At 67.5% G+C, this 20,250-nt stretch carries 15 protein-coding genes and 1 tRNA gene; 13 read left to right on the top strand and 3 right to left on the bottom strand.

From position 1 onward, the window contains the following. Nucleotides 1–62: 62 nt before the first annotated feature. Together EO081_RS03730 and EO081_RS03725 are read left to right on the top strand one after the other, a co-directional pair. Nucleotides 63–1,556, top strand: coding sequence for a SulP family inorganic anion transporter (locus EO081_RS03730; protein ID WP_129340560.1), 1,494 nt, complete (start codon nucleotides 63–65; stop codon nucleotides 1,554–1,556). 136 nt (nucleotides 1,557–1,692) lie between these two features. Further along, nucleotides 1,693–2,385 (top strand): hypothetical protein, encoded by a 693-nt coding sequence (locus tag EO081_RS03725; RefSeq protein WP_240697527.1) that lies wholly within the window; start codon nucleotides 1,693–1,695, stop codon nucleotides 2,383–2,385. Nucleotides 2,386–2,398: 13 nt separating this feature from the next. Here the strand turns inward: EO081_RS03725 and EO081_RS03720 are convergent, their stop codons facing one another. Together EO081_RS03720 and EO081_RS03715 are read right to left on the bottom strand one after the other, a co-directional pair. After that, nucleotides 2,399–2,857 (bottom strand): MerR family transcriptional regulator, encoded by a 459-nt coding sequence (locus EO081_RS03720; RefSeq protein WP_129340559.1) that lies wholly within the window; start codon nucleotides 2,855–2,857, stop codon nucleotides 2,399–2,401. Then, complete coding sequence (locus EO081_RS03715; RefSeq protein ID WP_129340558.1) at nucleotides 2,854–4,545, bottom strand: long-chain-fatty-acid--CoA ligase; 1,692 nt, start codon at nucleotides 4,543–4,545, stop codon at nucleotides 2,854–2,856. Before EO081_RS03715 ends, EO081_RS03720 begins: the two co-directional genes overlap by 4 nt. Nucleotides 4,546–4,773: 228 nt before the next feature. Here EO081_RS03715 and EO081_RS03710 point away from each other — a divergent pair, with 228 nt between their 5' ends. The 9 genes from EO081_RS03710 (at nucleotide 4,774) to EO081_RS03670 (ending at nucleotide 16,402) form a co-directional block, all read left to right on the top strand. After that, a complete protein-coding gene (locus tag EO081_RS03710; protein ID WP_129340557.1) occupies nucleotides 4,774–5,913 on the top strand; it encodes a thiolase family protein in 1,140 nt (379 codons plus the stop codon). Further along, nucleotides 5,910–8,231 (top strand): 3-hydroxyacyl-CoA dehydrogenase/enoyl-CoA hydratase family protein, encoded by a 2,322-nt coding sequence (locus EO081_RS03705; RefSeq protein ID WP_129340556.1) that lies wholly within the window; start codon nucleotides 5,910–5,912, stop codon nucleotides 8,229–8,231. The genes EO081_RS03710 and EO081_RS03705 overlap by 4 nt, the downstream gene beginning before the upstream one ends. Nucleotides 8,232–8,276: 45 nt before the next feature. Beyond that, nucleotides 8,277–10,067, top strand: coding sequence for an acyl-CoA dehydrogenase C-terminal domain-containing protein (locus EO081_RS03700; protein WP_129340555.1), 1,791 nt, complete (start codon nucleotides 8,277–8,279; stop codon nucleotides 10,065–10,067). A gap of 11 nt (nucleotides 10,068–10,078) precedes the next feature. Beyond that, nucleotides 10,079–10,987 carry an NAD(P)H-dependent flavin oxidoreductase gene (locus EO081_RS03695; protein WP_129340554.1) on the top strand — a complete coding sequence of 303 codons (909 nt, stop codon included), beginning with the start codon at nucleotides 10,079–10,081 and terminating at the stop codon, nucleotides 10,985–10,987. Beyond that, nucleotides 10,984–11,733 carry an electron transfer flavoprotein subunit beta/FixA family protein gene (locus EO081_RS03690; protein ID WP_129340553.1) on the top strand — a complete coding sequence of 250 codons (750 nt, stop codon included), beginning with the start codon at nucleotides 10,984–10,986 and terminating at the stop codon, nucleotides 11,731–11,733. The genes EO081_RS03695 and EO081_RS03690 overlap by 4 nt, the downstream gene beginning before the upstream one ends. Next, a complete protein-coding gene (locus EO081_RS03685; protein WP_129340552.1) occupies nucleotides 11,730–12,665 on the top strand; it encodes an electron transfer flavoprotein subunit alpha/FixB family protein in 936 nt (311 codons plus the stop codon). The genes EO081_RS03690 and EO081_RS03685 overlap by 4 nt, the downstream gene beginning before the upstream one ends. Before the next feature lie 1,306 nt (nucleotides 12,666–13,971). Further along, nucleotides 13,972–14,289 (top strand): quaternary ammonium compound efflux SMR transporter SugE, encoded by a 318-nt coding sequence (gene sugE / locus EO081_RS03680; RefSeq protein ID WP_129340551.1) that lies wholly within the window; start codon nucleotides 13,972–13,974, stop codon nucleotides 14,287–14,289. 368 nt (nucleotides 14,290–14,657) lie between these two features. Further along, on the top strand, nucleotides 14,658–15,068 hold the full coding sequence (locus tag EO081_RS03675; protein ID WP_183947870.1) for a DUF2147 domain-containing protein: 411 nt from the start codon (nucleotides 14,658–14,660) through the stop codon (nucleotides 15,066–15,068). A 32-nt stretch (nucleotides 15,069–15,100) separates the two neighbouring features. After that, nucleotides 15,101–16,402 (top strand): OmpP1/FadL family transporter, encoded by a 1,302-nt coding sequence (locus EO081_RS03670; protein WP_129340550.1) that lies wholly within the window; start codon nucleotides 15,101–15,103, stop codon nucleotides 16,400–16,402. Nucleotides 16,403–16,464: 62 nt separating this feature from the next. On the opposite strand, the gene EO081_RS03665 is transcribed toward EO081_RS03670, so the two are convergent. Continuing rightward, nucleotides 16,465–16,541, bottom strand: a tRNA-Arg gene (locus EO081_RS03665). A gap of 164 nt (nucleotides 16,542–16,705) precedes the next feature. Between EO081_RS03665 and EO081_RS03660 the strand changes: the two genes are divergently transcribed. Next, the gene (locus EO081_RS03660) at nucleotides 16,706–18,205 is read left to right on the top strand and encodes an ATPase domain-containing protein (RefSeq protein ID WP_129340549.1); all 1,500 of its coding nucleotides are present in this window, start codon (nucleotides 16,706–16,708) and stop codon (nucleotides 18,203–18,205) included. Further along, entirely contained in the window at nucleotides 18,195–20,246 is a 2,052-nt protein-coding gene (locus EO081_RS03655; protein WP_129340548.1) for a hybrid sensor histidine kinase/response regulator, read from the top strand. Before EO081_RS03660 ends, EO081_RS03655 begins: the two co-directional genes overlap by 11 nt. The last annotated feature ends 4 nt before the right edge of the window (nucleotides 20,247–20,250 follow it).

The raw sequence follows: 20,250 nt of genomic DNA, 5'->3' as shown, positions 1-20,250 counted from the left end.
ACATGGACCGCGAAGACGCCGCGCAACGTGCGGCGCCATGTGCCTGCCCGTGGTTTTCTGACATGATCAACCCCGTTTCCCGCTTCCGGACCGAATGGTTCACCAGCGCCGCAGAAGCGCGCCGCGACGTGCTCGCCGGCATCGTCGTCGCCCTTGCCCTCATTCCCGAGGCGATCGGCTTCTCGATCATTTCCGGCGTCGATCCGCGCGTCGGCCTTTATGCCTCGGTCGCGATCGCGATCGTGATCTCGATACTGGGCGGCCGGCCCGGCATGATCTCGGCCGCCACCGCCGCGGTCGCCGTCGTCGTGACGCCGTTGGTGCGCGACCATGGCGTCGCATATCTGTTCGCGGCCACCATCCTGATGGGGCTGATCCAGATGGTCGCCGGGCTGCTGCGGCTCGACCTGCTCATGCAGTTCGTCTCGCGCTCGGTCATCACCGGCTTCGTCAACGCGCTCGCGATTCTCATCTTCATGGCGCAGCTGCCGCAGTTCGTCGGCGTCACCTGGCACACCTATGCGATGGTCGCGGGCGGCCTCGCCATCATCTACCTGGTGCCGCGCGTGACCAGGGCGGTGCCCTCGCCGCTCGTCGCGATCCTGGTGCTCGCCGCGATCAGCATCGCGCTCGGCCTGCCGGTCCGCACCGTGGGCGACATGGGCAAGCTGCCGGAAGGGCTCCCCAGCTTCGCTCTCCCCGACGTGCCGCTGACCTGGGAGACGCTGCGCATCATCCTCCCCTATTCGCTGACCATGGCCGCCGTCGGCCTGCTCGAATCGCTGCTCACCGCCCAGATCGTCGACGACATGACCGACACCGACAGCGACAAGCGGCGCGAGTGCATGGGCCAGGGTGGTGCCAACATCGCCGCGGCGCTGGTGGGCGGCATGGGCGGCTGCGCGATGATCGGCCAGTCGGTGATCAACGTCACCTCGGGCGGGCGCAAGCGCCTGTCGACCTTCACCGCCGGCACCTTCCTGCTGTTCCTGCTCGCCGTGCTGGGGCCGATCGTTGGCCGCATCCCCATGCCGGCGCTGGTCGCGGTGATGGTGATGGTGTCGATCGGCACCTTCAGCTGGAACTCGCTGCTGAACCTGCGCCGCCACCCGCCCACCTCTTCGGCAGTGATGCTGGTGACGGTCGCGGTGGTCGTCGCCACCCACAACCTTGCCGGCGGCGTGCTGGCGGGGGTGCTGCTGTCGGGCATCTTCTTTGCCGGCAAGGTGCGGCGCATGTTCTCGGTGGAACGGGAGGCCGGCATCGACGGCACCGCCACCTACCGCGTCCAGGGCGAGATCTTCTTCGCCTCGGTCGATCGCTTCACCCGCGCCTTCCAGGCAGAGGACACCGCCGCCCGCGTCGTGATCGACGTCTCCGCGGCGCATTTCTGGGACATCTCGGGCGTCGGCGCGCTCGACAAGATCGTCGCCCGCCTGCGGCGCGACGGCCGCGAGGTCGAGGTGATCGGCTACAACCGCGCCAGCGCCGACCTGGTCGACCGCTTCGCCCTCCACGACAAGACCGGCGTCGAGCTTGGGGTAGTGCCGCACTGAGGCGCGCGAGGCAGCCCCGCAATCACGATCGCAATGCCGGCCGGGCGGTGGCAACCGGGCGAATTCGCTCGCCAACGCGCTGCAACCCGGCGATGCTGCCGCCCGGGCGCGCCCATGCATCGCCGGAGGGCCGAACTTGCTGAACCATATCATCTTGCTCGTTGCCGCTGCCGCAACCCTCGCTGCGCCGGAGGCGCGGGCCGACGAGTTGCAGAACCGCGTCGTGGCGGCGATGCGCGCCAGCCGCCCGGATGCGTTCCGCTTCCAGCGGACAAGCGTCACCGACCGAACCGGTTCGGCCCGCACGACGGTGGTGGAGCAGTATGATCCCGGCCGCCCGGCCGCGCTTGGCTGGCAGCTCGTGAGCGTGGACGGGCGCGCGCCGACCGCCAAGGAAGCCGAGAAGTCGCGCAAGGCGAAGCGCGGCCCCGTCCCGTCCTACGCCGAGCTTGCGAAGTGGTTCGGCGCGCCCGCGATCCGAAGCGAGCCCACGCCGGGCTATGTCACCTACCGCTTTGCCCGGCTACCGGCCGGAGCCGTAAAGATCGGCTCCCACGACGCTTCCGCCGACACCCAGGCCGAAGCATGGGTAAACGTCCGAGCCAAGACGCCATTCGTCGAGCGCGTCCGGTTCACCTCCACCAAGGGCTTCCGGATGATGATGGTCGCATCCGTGAAGAGCATGGATGTGGTCAGCCGCTTTGCGCTGCTGCCGGGTGGCGAGGTCGTGCCGGCCGCTTCCGAAACCACCCTGACCGGATCGCTGCTCGGCAAGTCGGGGCGGATCCACTCGACCGCGACCTACGCTGCGTTTCAGCCGGCCCGATAGGTTCTCACCCGGTCTAGGACAGCCCCTCCACCTCCACCGGCCGCACTTCCGGCGGAAGCCGCTCGAGCGCCTCGCGCTCGATCCGCTCGAGTTCGCCCAGCGTCTCCTCCAGTGCCTGCTTCTGCCGACGCAGCCGCTGGATGCGGTCATGGACGCGCAGTGCCAGCTGGCGCATCTGCTCGTGGTGCTGCGGATCCGCGTCGTAGAGGTCCAGGAACTCCTTGATCTCGCGGATCGAGAAGCCCAACCGCTTGCCCCGCAGGATCAGCTGCATCCGCGCCACTTCGCGCCGGGTATAGATGCGCGTGGTGCCGACGCGGCGGGGCTCGATCAGCCCCTGGTCCTCGTAGAAGCGCAGCGTGCGCATCGTCACACCAAGCTCGGCCGACACTTCCTGGATGCCCGACAGCTGTTCGCCGCCAAACTGCTCGGCGGTCCCCTCCGGCTGGCGCGTCGATGCCGCGCGGCTCATGCGACCGCGCCCGCCTGCTCGGCCCTGGCGCGTTCCTCTGCGACCAGTTCCTTTTTCGAAAGCTTGCCGATCAGCGTCTTGGGCAGACTCTCGCGGATTTCGACCTCGCGCGGCATCTCGATCTTGCTGACCCGCCCGCGCAGGAACGCGCACAGTTCCTCGACGCTCGCGGCGTGGCCGGGGCGCAGCGTCACGAACGCCTTGGGCGCCTGTCCACGATAGCGGTCGGGCAGGCCGATCACCACCGCTTCGGCCACCGCCGGATGTTCATACAAGGCCTCCTCGATCACGCGCGGATAGACGTTATAGCCGCCGCACAGCAGCATGTCCTTTATCCGGTCGACCAGGAAGAGGTAGCCGTCCTCGTCGAAATAGCCGACATCGCCCGTGCGCAGCGCACCCTCGATGAAGCACGCCTCGGTCGCGTCCGGCCGCTTCCAATAGCCCATCATCACCTGGGGCCCGCGCACGCACACCTCGCCACGCTCGCCCTGCGGCATCAGCTTGGTGGGGTCGATCAGGTCGCGGATCTCCAGCACGGTGCCGGGAAACGCCGGGCCGGTGCTGTTGCTCTTCACCACGCCGCCGTTGAGCGGGTTGCACGCGATGATCGGCGAGGCTTCGGACAGGCCATAGCCCTCCACCACGCGGCAGCCGGTGCGCTCCTCGAACGCCTGGCGCACCTCCAGCGGCAAGGGCGCGCCGCCCGAGATGCAGGTGTGGCAGAAATCGAGCCGCGGCACCCGGCTCTCGTCCAGCTGGTTCACCGCATTGTAGATGGTCGGCACCGCAAAGATCTGCGTCGGACGCGTGCGCTTCAGGGTGCTGAGGAACTGGTCCATTTCAAACCGCGGCAGCAGGATCATCTCGGCCGCGGTCTCGACCGAATAGTTGAGCACCGTGGTCAGCGCGAAGACGTGGAACAGCGGCAGCACGCCCAGCGTGCGCTCCTGCTCGTCGGGCGGGCGGCCGACGTGGAGCACCATCTGCTGGCTGTTGGCGGTCAGGTTCGCATGGCTGAGCATCGCGCCCTTGGGCTCGCCGGTGGTGCCGCCGGTATATTGCAGCACCGCAAGGTCGCTCGGCGACTGCGCGACAGGGTCGGGCGCGGCGCGGTTCGACACCAGGCGGCTCCACAGGACATGCCTGGGATCGCTGCCGATGCGGGCGAGTTCGCGCCGCTTGAACAGCCTTAGGCCGATCGACTTGGCCCAGGGCAGCACGTCCGCGAGCGGCGCTGCCACCACATGGCGCACCCCGGTCCCCGCGCAGGCGGCGAGCAGCTTGTCGTGGATCGCGACCAGATCGGGCACGATCACCACCTCGGCGCCGGAATCGACCAGCAGGTGATGCAGCTCGCGCTCCACGTAGAGCGGGTTCATCGCCACCACGACCGCGCCGATCCTCAGCACCGCGAAATAGGCGATCACATAATAGGGCGTATTGGGCAGGCAGAGGCCGACGCGCGTGCCGGGCCGGACGCCCAGGTCCTGCAGCCCGCGGGCGGCACGCTCCACCTGTTCCGCGATTGCGCCATAGGTCCAGGTGCGGCCGAGGAAATCGATCGCGGTCCGCTGCGGATACACCGTCGCGGCGCGATCCAGCAGGCTCGGGATCAGCCGCGGCTCGATCGTCGCGGACACCGCGCTTTCGGGCGCGCGGTCCGCCACCGGCACCGCCGCGCTCATCGGGCGGGCTCCAGCATCCAACGGGGCTGCGTCAAACTGCACATGCGGCCTTTGCCTCCTCTCCGGCGCCGCCTGCTCTCGTTCCATCGAACCCGCTTTTCCGCGAGCCCTCGACATGTCGGCGCCTGTTCCTACCTTAAACAGAAATCGGTTGACGTATAGGGAAATCTCGCACCATTAGGAACGAAAGGTGCCGTTAGGATGCCCAAAGCCTCGGAGAGGATTGAGATGAAGAGCGTCGTGATCGCGGGCTATGCCCGTTCCCCCTTTCATCCCGCGCACAAGGGCGCGCTCGCCCGGGTCCGCCCGGACGACCTGGCGGCCCAGGTGATTCGCGGCCTGATCGAGCGCAGCGGCGTCGATGCCCGCGATATCGAGGACCTGATCGTCGGCTGCGCCTTCCCGGAAGGCGAGCAGGGCATGAACGTCGCGCGCCTCGTCGGTCTGCTCGGCGACCTGCCGCTGTCGGTCGGCGGCATGACCGTGAACCGCTTCTGCGGATCCTCGATGAGCTCGATCCACATCGCCATGGGCCAGATCCAGATCGGCGCGGGCGAGGTCTTCATCTGCGCGGGCGTCGAATCGATGAGCCGCGTGCCGATGATGGGCTACAACCCCCTCCCCAACCCTGCGCTCGCCGAGAAGATGCCGGGCGCCTATATGGGCATGGGCGAGACCGCCGAGCGCGTCGCCACCAAGTACCAGATCACCCGCGAGACCCAGGAAGCCTTTGCGGTCGACAGCCAGAAGAAGGCTGCCGCAGCGCAGGCCGGCGGTCGGCTCAACGACGAGATCGTGCCGATCCAGACCAAGAACGGCGTCGTGAGCGAAGACGGCACCGTCCGCCCCGACACGACCGCAGAGGGCTTGGCGGGCCTGAAGCCGGCGTTCGACAAGGACGGTTCGGTCACCGCCGGCACCTCCTCGCCGCTCACCGACGGTGCGGCCGCGGTGCTCGTCACCAGCGAGGACTATGCCCGCGCCCACGGGCTGCCGATCCTCGCCCGGCTGAAGACGGTCGGCATCTCCGGCCTGGAGCCCGAGGTGATGGGCCTCGGCCCCATCGGCGCCTCACGCAAGGCGCTGGAGCGTGGCGGCATCGACGCCAATGCGCTCGACGTGGTCGAGATCAACGAGGCGTTCGCCAGCCAGGCGCTTGCCTGCATCCATGACCTGGGCCTCGACACGGCGAAGGTGAACATCGACGGCGGCGCGATTGCGCTTGGCCACCCGCTCGGCGCGACCGGCGCGCGCATCGTCGGCAAGGCTGCGTCGCTCCTGAAGCGTGAGGGCGGCAAGTATGCGCTCGCGACCCAGTGCATCGGCGGCGGCCAGGGCATCGCGACCCTGCTGGAGGCGGCCGAATGAGCGAGCCCATCTGTAAGGTCTGCGTGATCGGCGCCGGCACCATGGGTGCCGGCATCGCCGCCCAGGTCGCCAACGCCGGCGTGCCGGTACTGCTGCTCGACATCGTCCGCGACGAGGCGAACCGTAATGCGGTGGCCGAGGGCGCGGTGGCCAAGCTGCTCAAGACCGACCCCGCCCCCTTCATGTCGAAGCGTGCGGCCAAGCTGGTCGAGACCGGCAACATCGACGACCATCTCGACCGCATCGCCGAGTGCGACTGGGTGATCGAGGCGATCGTCGAGCGGCTCGACCTGAAGCAGGCGCTCTATGCCCGGATCGAAGCGGCCAAGCGTCCCGGTACCGCGGTATCGTCCAACACCTCGACGATCCCGCTCGGCCAGCTCGTCGAAGGTCGTTCGGACCAGTTCCGCCGCGACTTCCTCATCACCCACTTCTTCAATCCGCCACGCTACATGCGGCTGATCGAGGTCGTGGCCGGCCCGGACAGCGACCCCGAGCTGGTGGCGCGCGTGTCGGACTTCGCCGACCGCAGCCTCGGCAAGACCGTGGTTCCCGCGCACGATACGCCTGGCTTCATCGCCAATCGCGTCGGCACCTATTGGCTGGCGGTCGCGATCAACGCGGCGATGGACCAGGGCCTCACCGTCGAGGAAGCCGACCAGATCGGCGGCAAGCCGATGGGCGTTCCCAAGACCGGCATCTTCGGGCTGGTCGACCTCGTCGGCATCGACCTGATGCCGCTCCTGTCCAAGAGCCTGACGTCCACGCTGTCGCAGGGCGATCCCTATTTCGACACCGTGCGCCCGTTGCCGCTCGTCGATCGCATGATCGCGGAAGGCTATACGGGCCGCAAGGGCAAGGGCGGCTTCTACCGCCTCGACCGTTCGAACGGCGGCAAGGTCAAGCAGTCGATCGACCTCAAGACCGGCGAGTATCACGACAGCCGCAAGCCTGCGTCGCTGCCCTCGGGCGCAGACCGGGACCTGGGCAAGCTGCTCGGCGTCAAGGGCAAGGTCGGCGAGTACGCCTGGACGGTGCTGAGCCATGTGCTGAGCTACGCGGCGATGCTGGTGCCCGAAGCGGCCGACGACATTGTCGCGATCGATGACGCGATGAAGCTCGGCTATAACTGGAAGTTCGGGCCGTTCGAGCTGGTCGACCGCATTGGTGCGGCCAAGCTGGTCGAGCGGCTGAAGGCAGAGGGCCGCACGGTCCCGGCGCTGCTGGAACAGGTCGGCAGCGGCAGCTTCTATCGGGTCGAAGGCGGCAAGCGCCAGTATTTCGGCCTCGACGGCGCCTATCACGACATCGTCCGCCCCGACGGCGTGCTGATGCTCGAGGATATCAAGCGCGCCGGCGAACCGCTCGCCAAGACCGGCTCGGCGGCACTGTGGGACGTGGGCGACGGCGTCGCCTGCATCGAGTTCACCGGCAAGATGAACGCCCTCGATGGCGAGGTCATGAAGCTGATCCAGCAGGCGATCCCGATCGTCAAGGATCGGTTCAAGGCGCTGGTGATCTACAATGACGGCAGCCATTTCTCGGCCGGTGCCAACCTGGGCCTCGCGCTCTTCGCGCTGAACATCGCCGCCTATGGCGAGGTGCAGACGCTGGTCGTGGCCGGGCAGCAGGCGCTCAAGGCGCTGAAATACGCCCCCTTCCCCGTCGTCGCCGCGCCTGCGGGCATGGCGCTGGGCGGCGGCTGCGAGATCGTCCTCCACGCTGATGCGGTCCAGGCGCATGCCGAGACCTATATCGGCCTCGTCGAAACCGGCGTCGGCCTGATCCCGGGCTGGGGCGGCAATGGCGAGATGATCGACCGCTGGCAGCAGTCGGGCCAGCTCCCCAAGGGGCCGATGCCCGCGGTGGCCAAGGTGTTCGAGACGGTTAGCACTGCCACCGTCTCCAAGTCTGCGGCCGAGGCCAAGGAACTGATGTTCCTGCGGGCCAAGGACGGCATCACCATGAACCGCAGCCGGCTGCTCGCGGATGCCAAGGCGAAGGCACTGTCGCTGGTCGACGGCTACACCCCGCCGGCCCCGCCCGAGTTCAAGCTGCCCGGCGCCAGCGGCCGCCTGGCGCTGCGCATGGCGGCCGAGGGCTTCCACAAGCGCGGCATCGCCACCGACTATGACCTGGTCGTGTCGGACAGCCTCGCGGAAGTGCTCACCGGCGGCGAGGCCGACCTGGTCGACACGGTCAAGGAAGCGGATCTCCTCAAGCTGGAGGTCAAGGGCTTCATGACCCGCGTCCGCGATAGCCGCACGGTCGCCCGCATCGAGCAGATGCTCGAAACCGGCAAGCCGCTGCGCAACTGATTTTGCCGCCGGGTGCTCGGGCACCCGGCCGGAAAGGAGATCGACATGCAAGTCTACGAAGCCCCGCTGCGCGACATGCGCTTCGTGCTGCACGAGCTGCACGGCGACGACGGGTTCGGCGATCTCGCCGCCCACGCCGAATTCACGCCCGACCTGCTCGACGCGGTGCTGGAGGAAGCCGCCCGCATGGCGCAGGAAATCCTGCTGCCGCTGAACGCGCCCGGCGATATCGAGGGCTGCCGCATCGAAAACGGCGTGGTCCGCACCCCCGCCGGGTTCAAGGCGGCCTATGACCAGTTCCGCGAAGCCGGCTGGGCGGCGCTTGCCTCCGACCCGCAATGGGGTGGCCAGGGCCTGCCGGAATCGATCAACAAGCTGGTCGAGGAAATGATCTGCGCGACCAACGTGTCGTTCAGCCTCTATCCCGGCCTCACCCACGGCGCGACCACTGCGATCGAGGGCCATGCCTCCGACGATCTGAAGCAGGCCTATCTGCCCAAGATGGTGTCGGGCGAATGGTCGGGCACGATGTGCCTGACGGAATCGCATTGCGGCACCGACCTCGGCCTTTTGCGCACGCGCGCGGTGCCGCAGGAGGACGGCAGCTTCCGCGTCACCGGCTCCAAGATCTTCATCTCGGCCGGCGACCACGACCTGACCGACAACGTCATCCACCTGGTGCTCGCCCGCATGCCGGACGCGCCTCCTGGGGTTAAGGGCATCAGCCTGTTCCTGGTGCCCAAGTTCCTGCCCAATGCTGACGGCACGCTCGGCAATGCCAATGGCGTCACCGTCGCCGGCATCGAGCACAAGATGGGCATGAAGGCGTCGGCCACCTGCCAGATGAACTTCGACGACTCCGTGGGCTGGCTGGTCGGTGAGCCGCACAAGGGCATGGCCGCGATGTTCACGATGATGAACACCGAGCGCGTGTCGGTCGGCGTCCAGGGCCTGGGCATCGGCGAGGCCGCCTATCAGAGCGCTGTTGCCTATGCGCGCGAGCGCCTGCAGGGCCGTGCGCTCGGCGGTGCCAAGCGCCCTGACCTCCCCGCCGACCCGATCATCGTCCACCCCGACGTCCGCCGCATGCTGATGACGGCGCGCGTCTATACGGAAGGGTGCCGCGCGCTCGGCGGCTGGGTCAGCCGTGCGCTGGATGCGGAAAAGGCCTCGGCCGATCCGGAAGTGCGCGCCCGCGCCACCGACTTCATCGCGCTGATGACGCCGGTCGTGAAGGCGCTGTTCACCGACCTCGGCTATGAGTCGGCGAACCTCGCGGTGCAGACCTATGGCGGCCACGGCTACATCCGCGAACATGGCGTCGAGCAATATGTCCGCGATGCCCGCATCGCGATGATCTATGAAGGCACCAACGGCATCCAGGCGCTCGACCTCGTCGGCCGCAAGATGCCGGCCCGCATGGGTCGCAACCTGCGCGCCTTCTTCCACCCTGTGTCGTCGTTCCTCGACGCGCATGAAGGCGAAGAGGCGATCAAGCCGATGGCGCAGGGCCTGCGCCAGGCGTTCGGCGCGCTCCAGCTCGCCACCGGCATGATCGCGCAGCGCGGCATGAAGGACCCGGAAGAGGCCGGTGCGGCCGCCACCGACTATCTGCGCCTCCTCGGCCTCGTCGGCATGGGCTATTGCTTCCTCAAGAGCGCGCGCATCGCAGGCCAGCGGCTGGCCGAGGGCACCGACGAGGCGGGCTTCTACAAGGCGAAGCTCGCCACCGCCGGCTTCTTCTTCGACCGCATCCTGCCGCAGGCGACCGCCGCCTTCCTGGCGATCAAGTCCGGCAAGCGCTCGACGATGGCGCTCGCCGAGGACGCCTTCTGAAGGGCACCGGCGTGACGATGCCCCCCGCCTGGGAACAGCGGCTCGCGATCCCTGCGATCGTGGCGCCGATGTTCCTGATCTCCGGCCCGGCGCTGGTCACCGCCTGCTGCCGGGCGGGGCTCGTCGGCACCTTCCCGGCGCTCAACCAGCGCACCACGGAAGGCTTCGTCGCCTGGCTGGAGGAGATCGAGGGCGCACTCGATGACGGCTGTGCGCCGTACGGCGTCAACCTGATCGTCCATCGCAGCAACACGCGGCTGATGGAGGATCTGGCCGCGATCGTCCGCCACCGCGTGCCGCTGGTGATCACTTCGCTCGGCCTCGTGCCCGAAGTGATCGACGCGGTGCACGGCTATGGCGGGCTCGTCTTCCACGACGTCATCTCGACCCGCCACGCGCAAAAGGCGGTCGCAGCCGGCGTCGACGGGCTGATCGCGGTGGCGGCGGGCGCCGGCGGCCATGCCGGCACCCTCAGTCCCTTCGCGCTGGTGGCGGAAATCCGCCGCTTCTTCGACGGGCCGCTCGCGCTCGCCGGTGCCATGTCGGAGGGACGCCACATCGCTGCGGCACAGATGCTGGGGGCAGACTTCGCCTATCTCGGCAGCCACTTCATCGCCTCGGAAGAAAGCCTCGCCGGTGCGGAGCAAAAGGCGATGATGATCGGTTCTTCTGCTGCCGATGTCGTCCATACCGCCGCCGTCACCGGCGTCGGCGCCAATTTCCTGCGTCCCAGCCTGGAGGCCAATGGCTGGCAGCCGGGCGAGACGCCGACGCTCGACCTCGCCGAAGAGGCGCGGGCGTGGAAAACCATCTGGTCTGCCGGACAGGGCGTGGGCGCCGTCGACGCCATCCGCCCGGCGGCGGCCATCTGCACGGATCTGATCGCGGGCTATGCCCGTGCTTGGGAGAGGAACACATGAAGCTGTTGGTGCCGGTCAAGCGGGTGCTTGACTATAATGTGAAGCCGCGGGTGAAGGCGGACGGGTCGGGGGTCGACCTCGCCAACGTCAAGATGAGCATGAACCCGTTCGACGAGATCGCCGTCGAGGAAGCCATTCGCCTGAAGGAAAAGGGCGTCGCGACCGAGGTCGTGGTCGTCTCGATCGGTGAGCCCAAGGCGCAGGACACGCTGCGCACCGCCCTCGCAATGGGCGCCGACCGCGCCATCCTCATCACCTCGGACGTGCGTCCCGAACCGCTCGGCGTCGCCAAGCTCCTCGCCAAGGTGGTCGAGGAAGAGCAGCCGCAGCTCGTGATCCTCGGCAAGCAGGCGATCGACGACGACAACAACCAGACCGGCCAGATGCTGGCCGCGCTGCTCGGCTGGGGCCAGGGCACCTTCGCCTCCAAGCTCGAGGTCGCAGGCGACACCGCCAACGTCACGCGCGAAGTCGACGGCGGCCTCGAGACGGTGGCGCTGCCGCTGCCCGCCATCGTCACCACCGACCTGCGGCTGAACGAGCCGCGCTACGCCTCGCTGCCCAACATCATGAAGGCCAAGTCCAAGCCGCTCGCGCAGAAGACCCCCGCCGACTATGGCGTCGACCTCTCGCCGCGCATCAGCGTCCTCAAGGTGGAGGAGCCCGCCAAGCGCGCTGCCGGCGTCAAGGTCGACAGCGTCGACGCGCTGGTCGACAAGATCAAGAGCCTGGGAGTGATCGCATGAGCGTGCTGGTACTGGTCGAACAGCTCGACGGCCGCGTGAAGGACGCGACGCTGGCCACCCTCACCGCAGCCGCCAAGCTGGGGGACGTGGTCGCGCTGGTCGCCGGCAGCGGCGACGCCGCCGTGCAGGCCGCCGACGCCGTGTCGAAGGTTGCGGGCGTGTCGAAGGTGCTGCTGGCCAACGATCCGGCCTATGCCAACTTGCTCGCCGAGAATGTCGCAGCGCTGGTGGTGCCGCTGATGGCCGACCACGATGCCTTCCTCGCCAACGCCACCTCGATCGGCAAGAACGTGGCGCCGCGCGTCGCAGCGCTGCTCGACGTGATGCAGGTGAGCGACATCGTCGCGGTCGAGAGCGCCGACACGTTCGTGCGCCCGATCTACGCCGGCAACGCGGTCGCGACCGTGCAGTCGAGCGACGCCAAGAAGGTCATCACCGTGCGTGCCACCGGCTTCGAAAAGGCGGCGACCGAAGGCGGCAGCGCCAGCGTCGAACCCGTCACCGCGCCGGGCGACCAGGGCAAGTCGCGCTTCGTCGGTGCCGAGACCCAGGAGTCCGCCCGTCCCGAGCTCACCAGCGCCGCGGTGATCGTCTCCGGCGGCCGTGCGCTGGGTTCGGAAGAGCAGTTCCACGCCCTGATCGAGCCGCTCGCCGACAAGCTCGGCGCCGCGATCGGCGCCAGCCGCGCCGCGGTGGACGCAGGGTTCGCGCCCAACGACTATCAGGTCGGCCAGACCGGCAAGATCGTCGCCCCCGACGTCTACGTCGCGGTCGGCATTTCGGGCGCCATCCAGCACCTCGCGGGCATGAAGGACAGCAAGACCATCATCGCCATCAACAAGGACGAGGACGCCCCCATCTTCCAGGTCGCCGACGTCGGCCTGGTCGGCGATCTCTTCCAGATCCTGCCCGAGCTGACCGAGAAGCTGTAACCGAAACGGGGCGGGAGCAATCCCGCCCCTTCGTTTACGCGTGACGCGGACCGGCAGACGCGGGACGCCCGCCCCACACCCTACCACCGTACCCCGGCGAAGGCCGGGGCCCAGTTGCGGCGCCGTCGCAGTAGCGCGCCCCATCCGCCACTTCCCAACAGGACCCCGGCCTCCGCCGGGGTACGAGCGGTACGACTGCGCGTTTACCTGCCTGAAGGGTAACAAGCGCCGCCCCCGCGCCTCGTGGGCTCCCGCCTGCGCGGGAGCACGCGCGGGCGCGGCACGTCTCGCGATCGCCAAAAGCAAGTTGTGAACCAATGAACGACGATCCCCTAGATCGAGCGCTGAACGGCCGATTTTGGGTGGGGAGCTCCCTTCGACAAACGTTGGAGGGCTGTCATACTCAAGCAAATCTGGCACGGCGGGATGAGACTATCCGGACTATCAGGCTTCCAGTGAGCGGCACGACCAGCCCCAACATCCCTAGAATTAGCAGTTGGTGAGCCGCGTAAATAAAATGACCGCAAGATGATCGGCCATCAAAGGCGAAGCTAGGTGCATCCGTATCAGAGATACTCAAGAAAGGGCATACACCCCTTAGGTCATCAGGCCGCTGGAAAAAGGTAAAGTAAATAGTCATCGTCAAATAGGTGAAGACGCATAGGGCGAGGCTTAGATTTGCAGCCTTTGAGCTCAACAGCTGCCCTCGTCCGAATAGCGCTGTTAGAAGCCAGTAAATGGCTATTAGCATCACCACAATAGTGTGCATGCGCAGCCACTCGCTGCGCAATGATGCAACCATCCAAGCTTGGTCATCACTAACCACCTCTTGTACAACCGCAACGACTTGTGGCATAAGGACATTCTGAGCTACTGCGACGATAGCTAAGGGCGCGACCGTGATAGCAAAGCCCACTGTCGCTGCCTTGAGTTGGTTTGTTAGCACAGCCTTAGTCTCGCCCTGATACGAACGGCTTATCGAGCTTATAGAGCCGATCCAAGGAACGTCCGCAACGGGGCGTTTCCAGACATTTGGCTTGATGAGTCTACGACCTAAACGCCCTTTCCTGCGACAGAACTTACGAGATCCGCGCGCCCAACTCCCCAACGTGCTCCCGCGGAGGCGGGAGCCTAGGGTTACCGCACGGGGCCCTCGCGACGGCTCACGCGCGCGCACCCGAGCCCCCCCCCCCATTGATCCCGCCCGTCCCCACCGCTATCTCCCCCCCTGCGGCGACCACGTTCCCGCCCCATCATGGGCATCAAGACCGGGACGGCCCGGCACCTCAGTCTTCCGGAGGTTGCCTTGGCTTGGATCGTTCTCATCATCGCGGGTCTGTTCGAGGTCGTCTGGGCCTCCGCCATGAAGCAGTCGCACGGCTTCACCCGCCTGTGGCCCAGCGTCGTCACCATCTCGGGCATGCTGGTGAGCTTCGGCCTGCTCTCCTGGTCGATGAAGTCGCTGCCGCTCGGCACCGCCTATACGGTGTGGACCGGGATCGGCGCGATCGGCGCCTTTGCGATCGGCGTGCTGGTGCTGGGCGAGTCCGCCAGCCCCATGCGCCTGATCGCCGCGTTGCTGATCGTCAGCGGCCTGGCGCTGATGAAGCTCGCCGGGAGCTGAACGGCCCGCGCGCGACCGCTAGCTGTCCTACACGGCTGCCATCTGCTCTCCTGGCACCATGATCGCATCCTCCCCTGCCCCCGCTCCCCGACATGCCCGCCGACACCGCTGCGGCGGGTCGTCTTGGCCTAACCTTCGACTAACTTTCCGATCCGCAGCCCGCCTGCGCGGGCGCAACTGTGGCATTCCGGCACGGACCGCGTGTCCTGATCGAAGAACCCCTGTTACGAGGGTTGACAGCCGGCGCCGGTACCGTAGCGTGCACGTAACTTCCGCATTCGTCAGCCACCGGCACCAATAGTCCGGAGGCGCTGGCGAAGGCGGGACACGACTTGCCATCACAGGCGAGCGTAAGGAGAGGAACGATGATGCTGACGATGTTGCTCGCCGCGGCGGCGGTCGCTGCCGCACCCCAGCCGCAGGACGCAGCCCTCGGCCGCTGGAAAGCCGAAACCAAGAACGGGATCGTGGAGATCAGCCGCTGCGGAGAGTCGATCTGCGGCCGCCTGATCAGTTCCGATCACCTGCGCACGGACCCCACGCTCAAGGACGTCAAGAACAGCAATCCGCAGCTTCGCAGCCGGCCGCTCAAGGGGATGCAGATCCTGGGCGGGTTCAAGTCCAACGGCAAGGAATGGGTCGACGGCACCATCTACAATGCCGACGACGGCAAGACCTACAGCGCCAAGGTGACGCCGGTCGGCGCCAACCAGCTCAAGGTCCGCGGCTGCGTGTTCGTGCCGCTGTGCAAGACCCAGACCTGGACCCGCGTCCGCTAATCCGCTTCGAATCAACCGTCAGGGAAGAACCAATGTCGCCTCGTATCAAGTTCTCGCTGCTCGCCGCCGCTCCCGTGTGGCTGGTCGCCTCCACCGGCGTCGCCCATGCGCAGGCCTTCTACCTCCAGGAGCAGTCGGCGCGCGCCGCCGGCCGCGCCTTCTCGGGCGAAGTCGCCGATACCGGCCCGCAGTCGCTGTGGTGGAACCCGGCAGCGATCGCCGAGATGGACAGCGCGGAAGCCTCGATCGCGATCTCCGCCATCCTGCCGCGCGGCAAGGTCGTCGACGACGGCACGGTGATCGTGCGCCCGGGCCAGCCGCCGGCACCGGTCGGCGGCCAGTCGGTGTCCAAGAACCCGATCAACAACGGCTTCCTCCCCTCGGGCGCGGTCGCCATGCCGCTCAACGAGCGCGTGTCGATCGGCCTGGCGGTGACCTCGCCCTACAGCTTCACCACCAACTATGATTCGGACAGCTGGGCCCGCTACAGCGCGGACAAGACCCGGCTGCGCACCATCGACATCCAGCCGTCGATCGGCGTCGCCGTCACCGACTGGTTGCGCGTCGGCGCGGCGGTGAACGTCGAATACACCGATGCGGAGCTCGGCAACGCGCTCCCGAACCTCTCGGCAGCCCTGCCCGATGGCCAGCAGATCCTGAGCGGCGACGGTTGGGATCTTGGCTGGACCGCGGGCGTGCAGATGCACAATGACTGGGCAACCGTCGGCATCAGCTACAAGTCGGCGATCGAGCACACGCTGAAGGGCAATCTCGAGATCAGCGGCCTGGTTGGTCCGCTTGCGGGCCAGAACCGCTCGCTGGACGGGGTGAAGGCGAAGTTCAAGACGCCCGCGCAGATCATCGTCGGCGGCCGCTTCCGCACCACCGATGCGCTGACGCTGAACGTCCAGGGCATCCGCTACACCTGGGCAGACTTCGACGCGATCCGGCTCGGCTCCCCGCTCAACACGGCGATCCCCGAGAACTACCGCAATACCTGGAGCCTGGCCGGCGGCTTCGACTATGCCGCGACCCCGGACCTGACGCTACGCGCCGGCGTGCAGCGCACGCTGACCCCGACCCGCGACGGCGAGCGCGACGCCCGCGTGCCGGATTCGAACCGCTGGAACTTCGGTGCCGGCGGCTCCTACAATCTGAGCCCCAGCTTCACGATCGACGCAGGCGCCAACTACGTCTCGTTCAAGGACGAGACCGTCGACCGCATCACCGCGGCCTATGCCGGCACGCCGGTGCAGACGCCGGTCGTGACGGACGGCCGACTGGAAGACGCCTATGCGCTGATCTTCACCCTCGGCGGCCGCGTCCGCTTCTAACCACGCCGGGCGCGCACCGTCCCCGCCCGGGGGCGGTGCGCGCCTGTCGATCCGATGCCTGATGGTGCCCCGGGAGAGACTCGAACTCCCGACCTGCGGTTTAGGAAACCGTTGCTCTGTCCTGCTGAGCTACCGGGGCCTCGGCCAACCCACTAAGTTTGCGCGGGTTGCCCGTCAACGCAGGACAAGGCTTCCGGCGCGAGAACCAAGTAGCGGCCTGCCTGAGTTGCGGCGATCTAGTCGCTGTCCCGCCGATCAAGACGATGCTAGGGGGCGTTACTGCTCCTGCTGGACATTCCCGACATGACCGAACCCGCCTCGCTGATCCCTTTTGGAAATGAGGGACTGGACGAGATCCTCCGCGGCGGCCTGCCGACGAACCGGCTCTACCTGCTGGAGGGCGCGCCGGGATCGGGCAAGACGACCTTGTCGCTCCAGTTCCTGCGCGAAGGTGCGCGCCGCGGCGAGCGGGCGCTCTATGTGACCCTGTCCGAGACCAAGGAAGAGCTCGCGATCGTCGCCGCCTCCCATGGCTGGAGCATCGACGAGTTCGACGTCTTCGAACTGAGCATGGCCGACGAGGTGTTGGGCGTCGGCCGCGAGCAGTCGATCCTTTATTCCTGGGAAATGGAGCTCGGCGAGACGATCAAGCTGATCGAGGCCGAGGTGGAGCGCGTGAAGCCGCGCCGCGTCGTCTTCGACAGCCTGTCGGAGATGCGCCTCCTGGCCCAGGATCCGCTTCGCTACCGGCGCCAGGTGCTGGCGCTCAAGCAGTTCTTCGCCGGCCGCGACACGACCGTGCTGCTGGTCGACGACCTTACCGCCTCGCGCGATGGGGGCGACGGCCACCTCCACAGCCTGTGCCACGGGGTCATCACGCTGGAACGGCTGACGCTGGAGTTCGGCGCGGCACGCCGGCGCCTTCAGATCCAGAAACTGCGCGGCGTCGACTTCGTGGCGGGCTTCCACGACTTCACCATCCGCAAGGGTGGCCTCGACATCTACCCGCGGCTGATCGCTAGCGCTCACCAGCGCGCCTTGGTCGGCGAAGCGATTCCGAGCGGCGTCCCGGAGCTCGACGCGCTGCTGGGCGGCGGGCCGCTAAGGGGTACCTCCACGCTCATCACGGGCCCTGCCGGCACGGGCAAGACGACGATCGCCCTGCAATATGCCTATGCCGCCTGCGAACGCGGCGAGCGGGCCGTGATCTATGAGTTCGACGAGCGTATCGGCACGCTCCTGGCCCGCGCCCGTTCGTTCAACCTGGACCTTCAGAAGCATGTCGACGCCGGGCTGCTGATCGTGGAGCAGGTCGATCCGGCCGAGCTTTCGCCGGGCGAGTTCGCGGCGCGCGTCCGCCGCCGGGTGGAGGGAGACCAGGCGCGGGTGATCGTGATCGACAGCCTCAACGGCTATCTCGCGGCCATGCCTCAGGAACAGCAGTTGGTGCTCCAGATGCACGAATTGCTGTCATTCCTGAACCAGCAGGCCGTCGCCACCTTCCTCATCAACCCGCAGCAGGGCCTGTTGGGAACGATGTCGTCGAACATCAACATCTCCTACGTCGCCGACGCGGTGATGCTGCTGCGCTTCTTCGAGGCAGATGGCCGCATCCGCAAGGCGATTTCCGTGCTCAAGAACCGCGCGGGCGCGCATGAGGACACGATCCGCGAGTTCCGCGTCGATGCAGAGGGCATTCGCGTAGGGACACCGCTGGTGGCGTTCCAGGGCGTATTGACCGGGACTCCGGAGTATACGGGCGAGCGCTTGCCCTTGATGGAAAACCGCGAACGTGGGGCATAGGACCGCAGCAGAAGGCTATCGCGTCCTGGTGGTCGCGCCATTCGGGCGCGATGCCGAAGCCGTCGTGGGGCTGCTCCGCGACCAGCGCTATGACGCCGATGCCTGTGCCGACCTGAACGCGGTCGCGGCGCGCCTCGACGAACATGCCGGCGTGGTGTTGCTGACCGAGGAGGCGATGCGGTTCGGCACCCACGCCCTCCGCTCGGCGCTCGCAGGGCAGCCGAGCTGGTCGGACATTCCGTTCATCCTGCTCGCGGCGCGGCAGCGCAGCAGGGGAACGGGCTCGGAGGAACTCCGCGCGCGCCTGCTGGAGCTGACCGGCAACGCCATCGTGCTCGAACGGCCGCTGAGCGTCGCCTCGCTGCTGAGCGCCACCGATTCCGCGATGCGCTCCCGCCAGCGGCAGTTCGAGACCCGCGACCGGATGCACGACCTGGAGGTCAGCCGCACGGCCCTTGCCGCAAGCGAGGCCGAGCTGCGTCGGATCGCGGACTCCCTCCCCGTGCTGATCGCGTTCGTCGACCGCGGCGGACGCTATCGGTTCGGCAACCGCGCCTATGAGGACTGGTTCTACGTCTCTCCGGAGCAGATCATCGGCCGCCATGTCCGCGAGGTGCTGGGCGAAGAAGCGTATCAGGTACGTCAGGCGGACATCCGGCGCGCGCTCGCTGGAGAAACGGTGCGCATGGAGGTCCCGACGCCCCGCCGGGACGGCCGTCGCCGCGACACCGAGATCCGCTATCTCCCACGCCGGAACGCGCAAGGGGAAGTCGACGGTTTCCACGTCTTCGGCATCGACATCACCGATCGCAAGCAGACCGAAGAGCTGCTCGCCGAACGCGTGGCGGAGCGGACCGCGGCGCTCCAGGCGGAGATGGAGAACCGCGCGCGTGCCGAAGCCGCCCTGCTCCAGAGCCAGAAGATGGAAGCGGTCGGCCAGCTGACCGGCGGGATCGCGCACGACTTCAACAACATGCTGACCGGCGTGATCGGCGCCATGGACATCATGAAGCGCCGGATCGCTGCCGGCCGGACCGACGACCTGGACCGCTTCATGGACGCGGCCACGGCCTCCGCGCAGCGGGCGGCGGCGCTGACCGCACGGCTCCTCGCCTTCTCGCGCCGGCAGTCGCTCGACACGCGCCCGATCGAGATCAACGGGCTGATTGCCTCGCTGGAGCAGCTTCTTCGCCGTTCCATCCGCGAGAACATCGCGCTCCACGTCGCGCCTGCGGCCGACGCGCTCTGGGCGGAGACCGACGCCAACCAGCTCGAGAACGCGATCCTGAACCTCACGATCAATGCGCGCGATGCGATGCCCGAGGGCGGGCAGCTGACGATCGAGACGCGCACCGTCGAGCTGGACGAAGCCTATGTGGCGACCAGGCCCGACGTGAAGCCCGGCCGCTACGCAGTCATCGCCGTCTCCGACACGGGGGTCGGCATGGCGCCGGAGCTGGTCCAGAAGGTCTTCGACCCGTTCTTCACCACCAAGCCGATCGGCCAGGGAACCGGCCTCGGCCTCTCCATGGTCTATGGCTTCGTTCGCCAGTCGGGCGGACAGGTCCGCATCCACAGCCAGGCCGGGGCCGGGACGACCGTGTCGCTCTACCTGCGCGCGGTCGACGCACAGCCCGAGCACGACCACGCCGCATCCAGCCGGTCCGTGCCGGAGGGGAACGGACAGACCGTGCTCCTGGTCGAGGACGACCCTTCCGTCCGGCTGCTCGTACGCGAGGTGCTGGAGGAACTGGCCTATGTGCCCATCGAGGCGGAAGAACCCAATGCGGCGATCGCCGTCCTGGCCTCCGACCGGCACATCGACCTGATGGTCTCCGACGTGGGGCTGCCCGGCATGAACGGCCGCCAGCTTGCCGAAGTGGCCCGTCAGCACCGCCCGGAACTGCCGATCCTGTTCGTGACGGGCTATGCGGAGAATGCCGCGATTCGAGCCGACTTCCTGGGCACCAACATGGCGATGATCACCAAGCCGTTCGCGATCCAGGAGCTGTCGGCCAAGATCCGCGAGATGCTCGGCTGACGGT

Origin of the sequence: Sphingomonas desiccabilis (assembly GCF_004135605.1) — a bacterium.
In the GTDB taxonomy this organism is placed as follows: domain Bacteria; phylum Pseudomonadota; class Alphaproteobacteria; order Sphingomonadales; family Sphingomonadaceae; genus Sphingomonas; species Sphingomonas desiccabilis.
The sequence above is the reverse complement of the archived record's forward strand: the minus strand, read 5'-3'. Positions and strand labels throughout refer to the sequence as shown.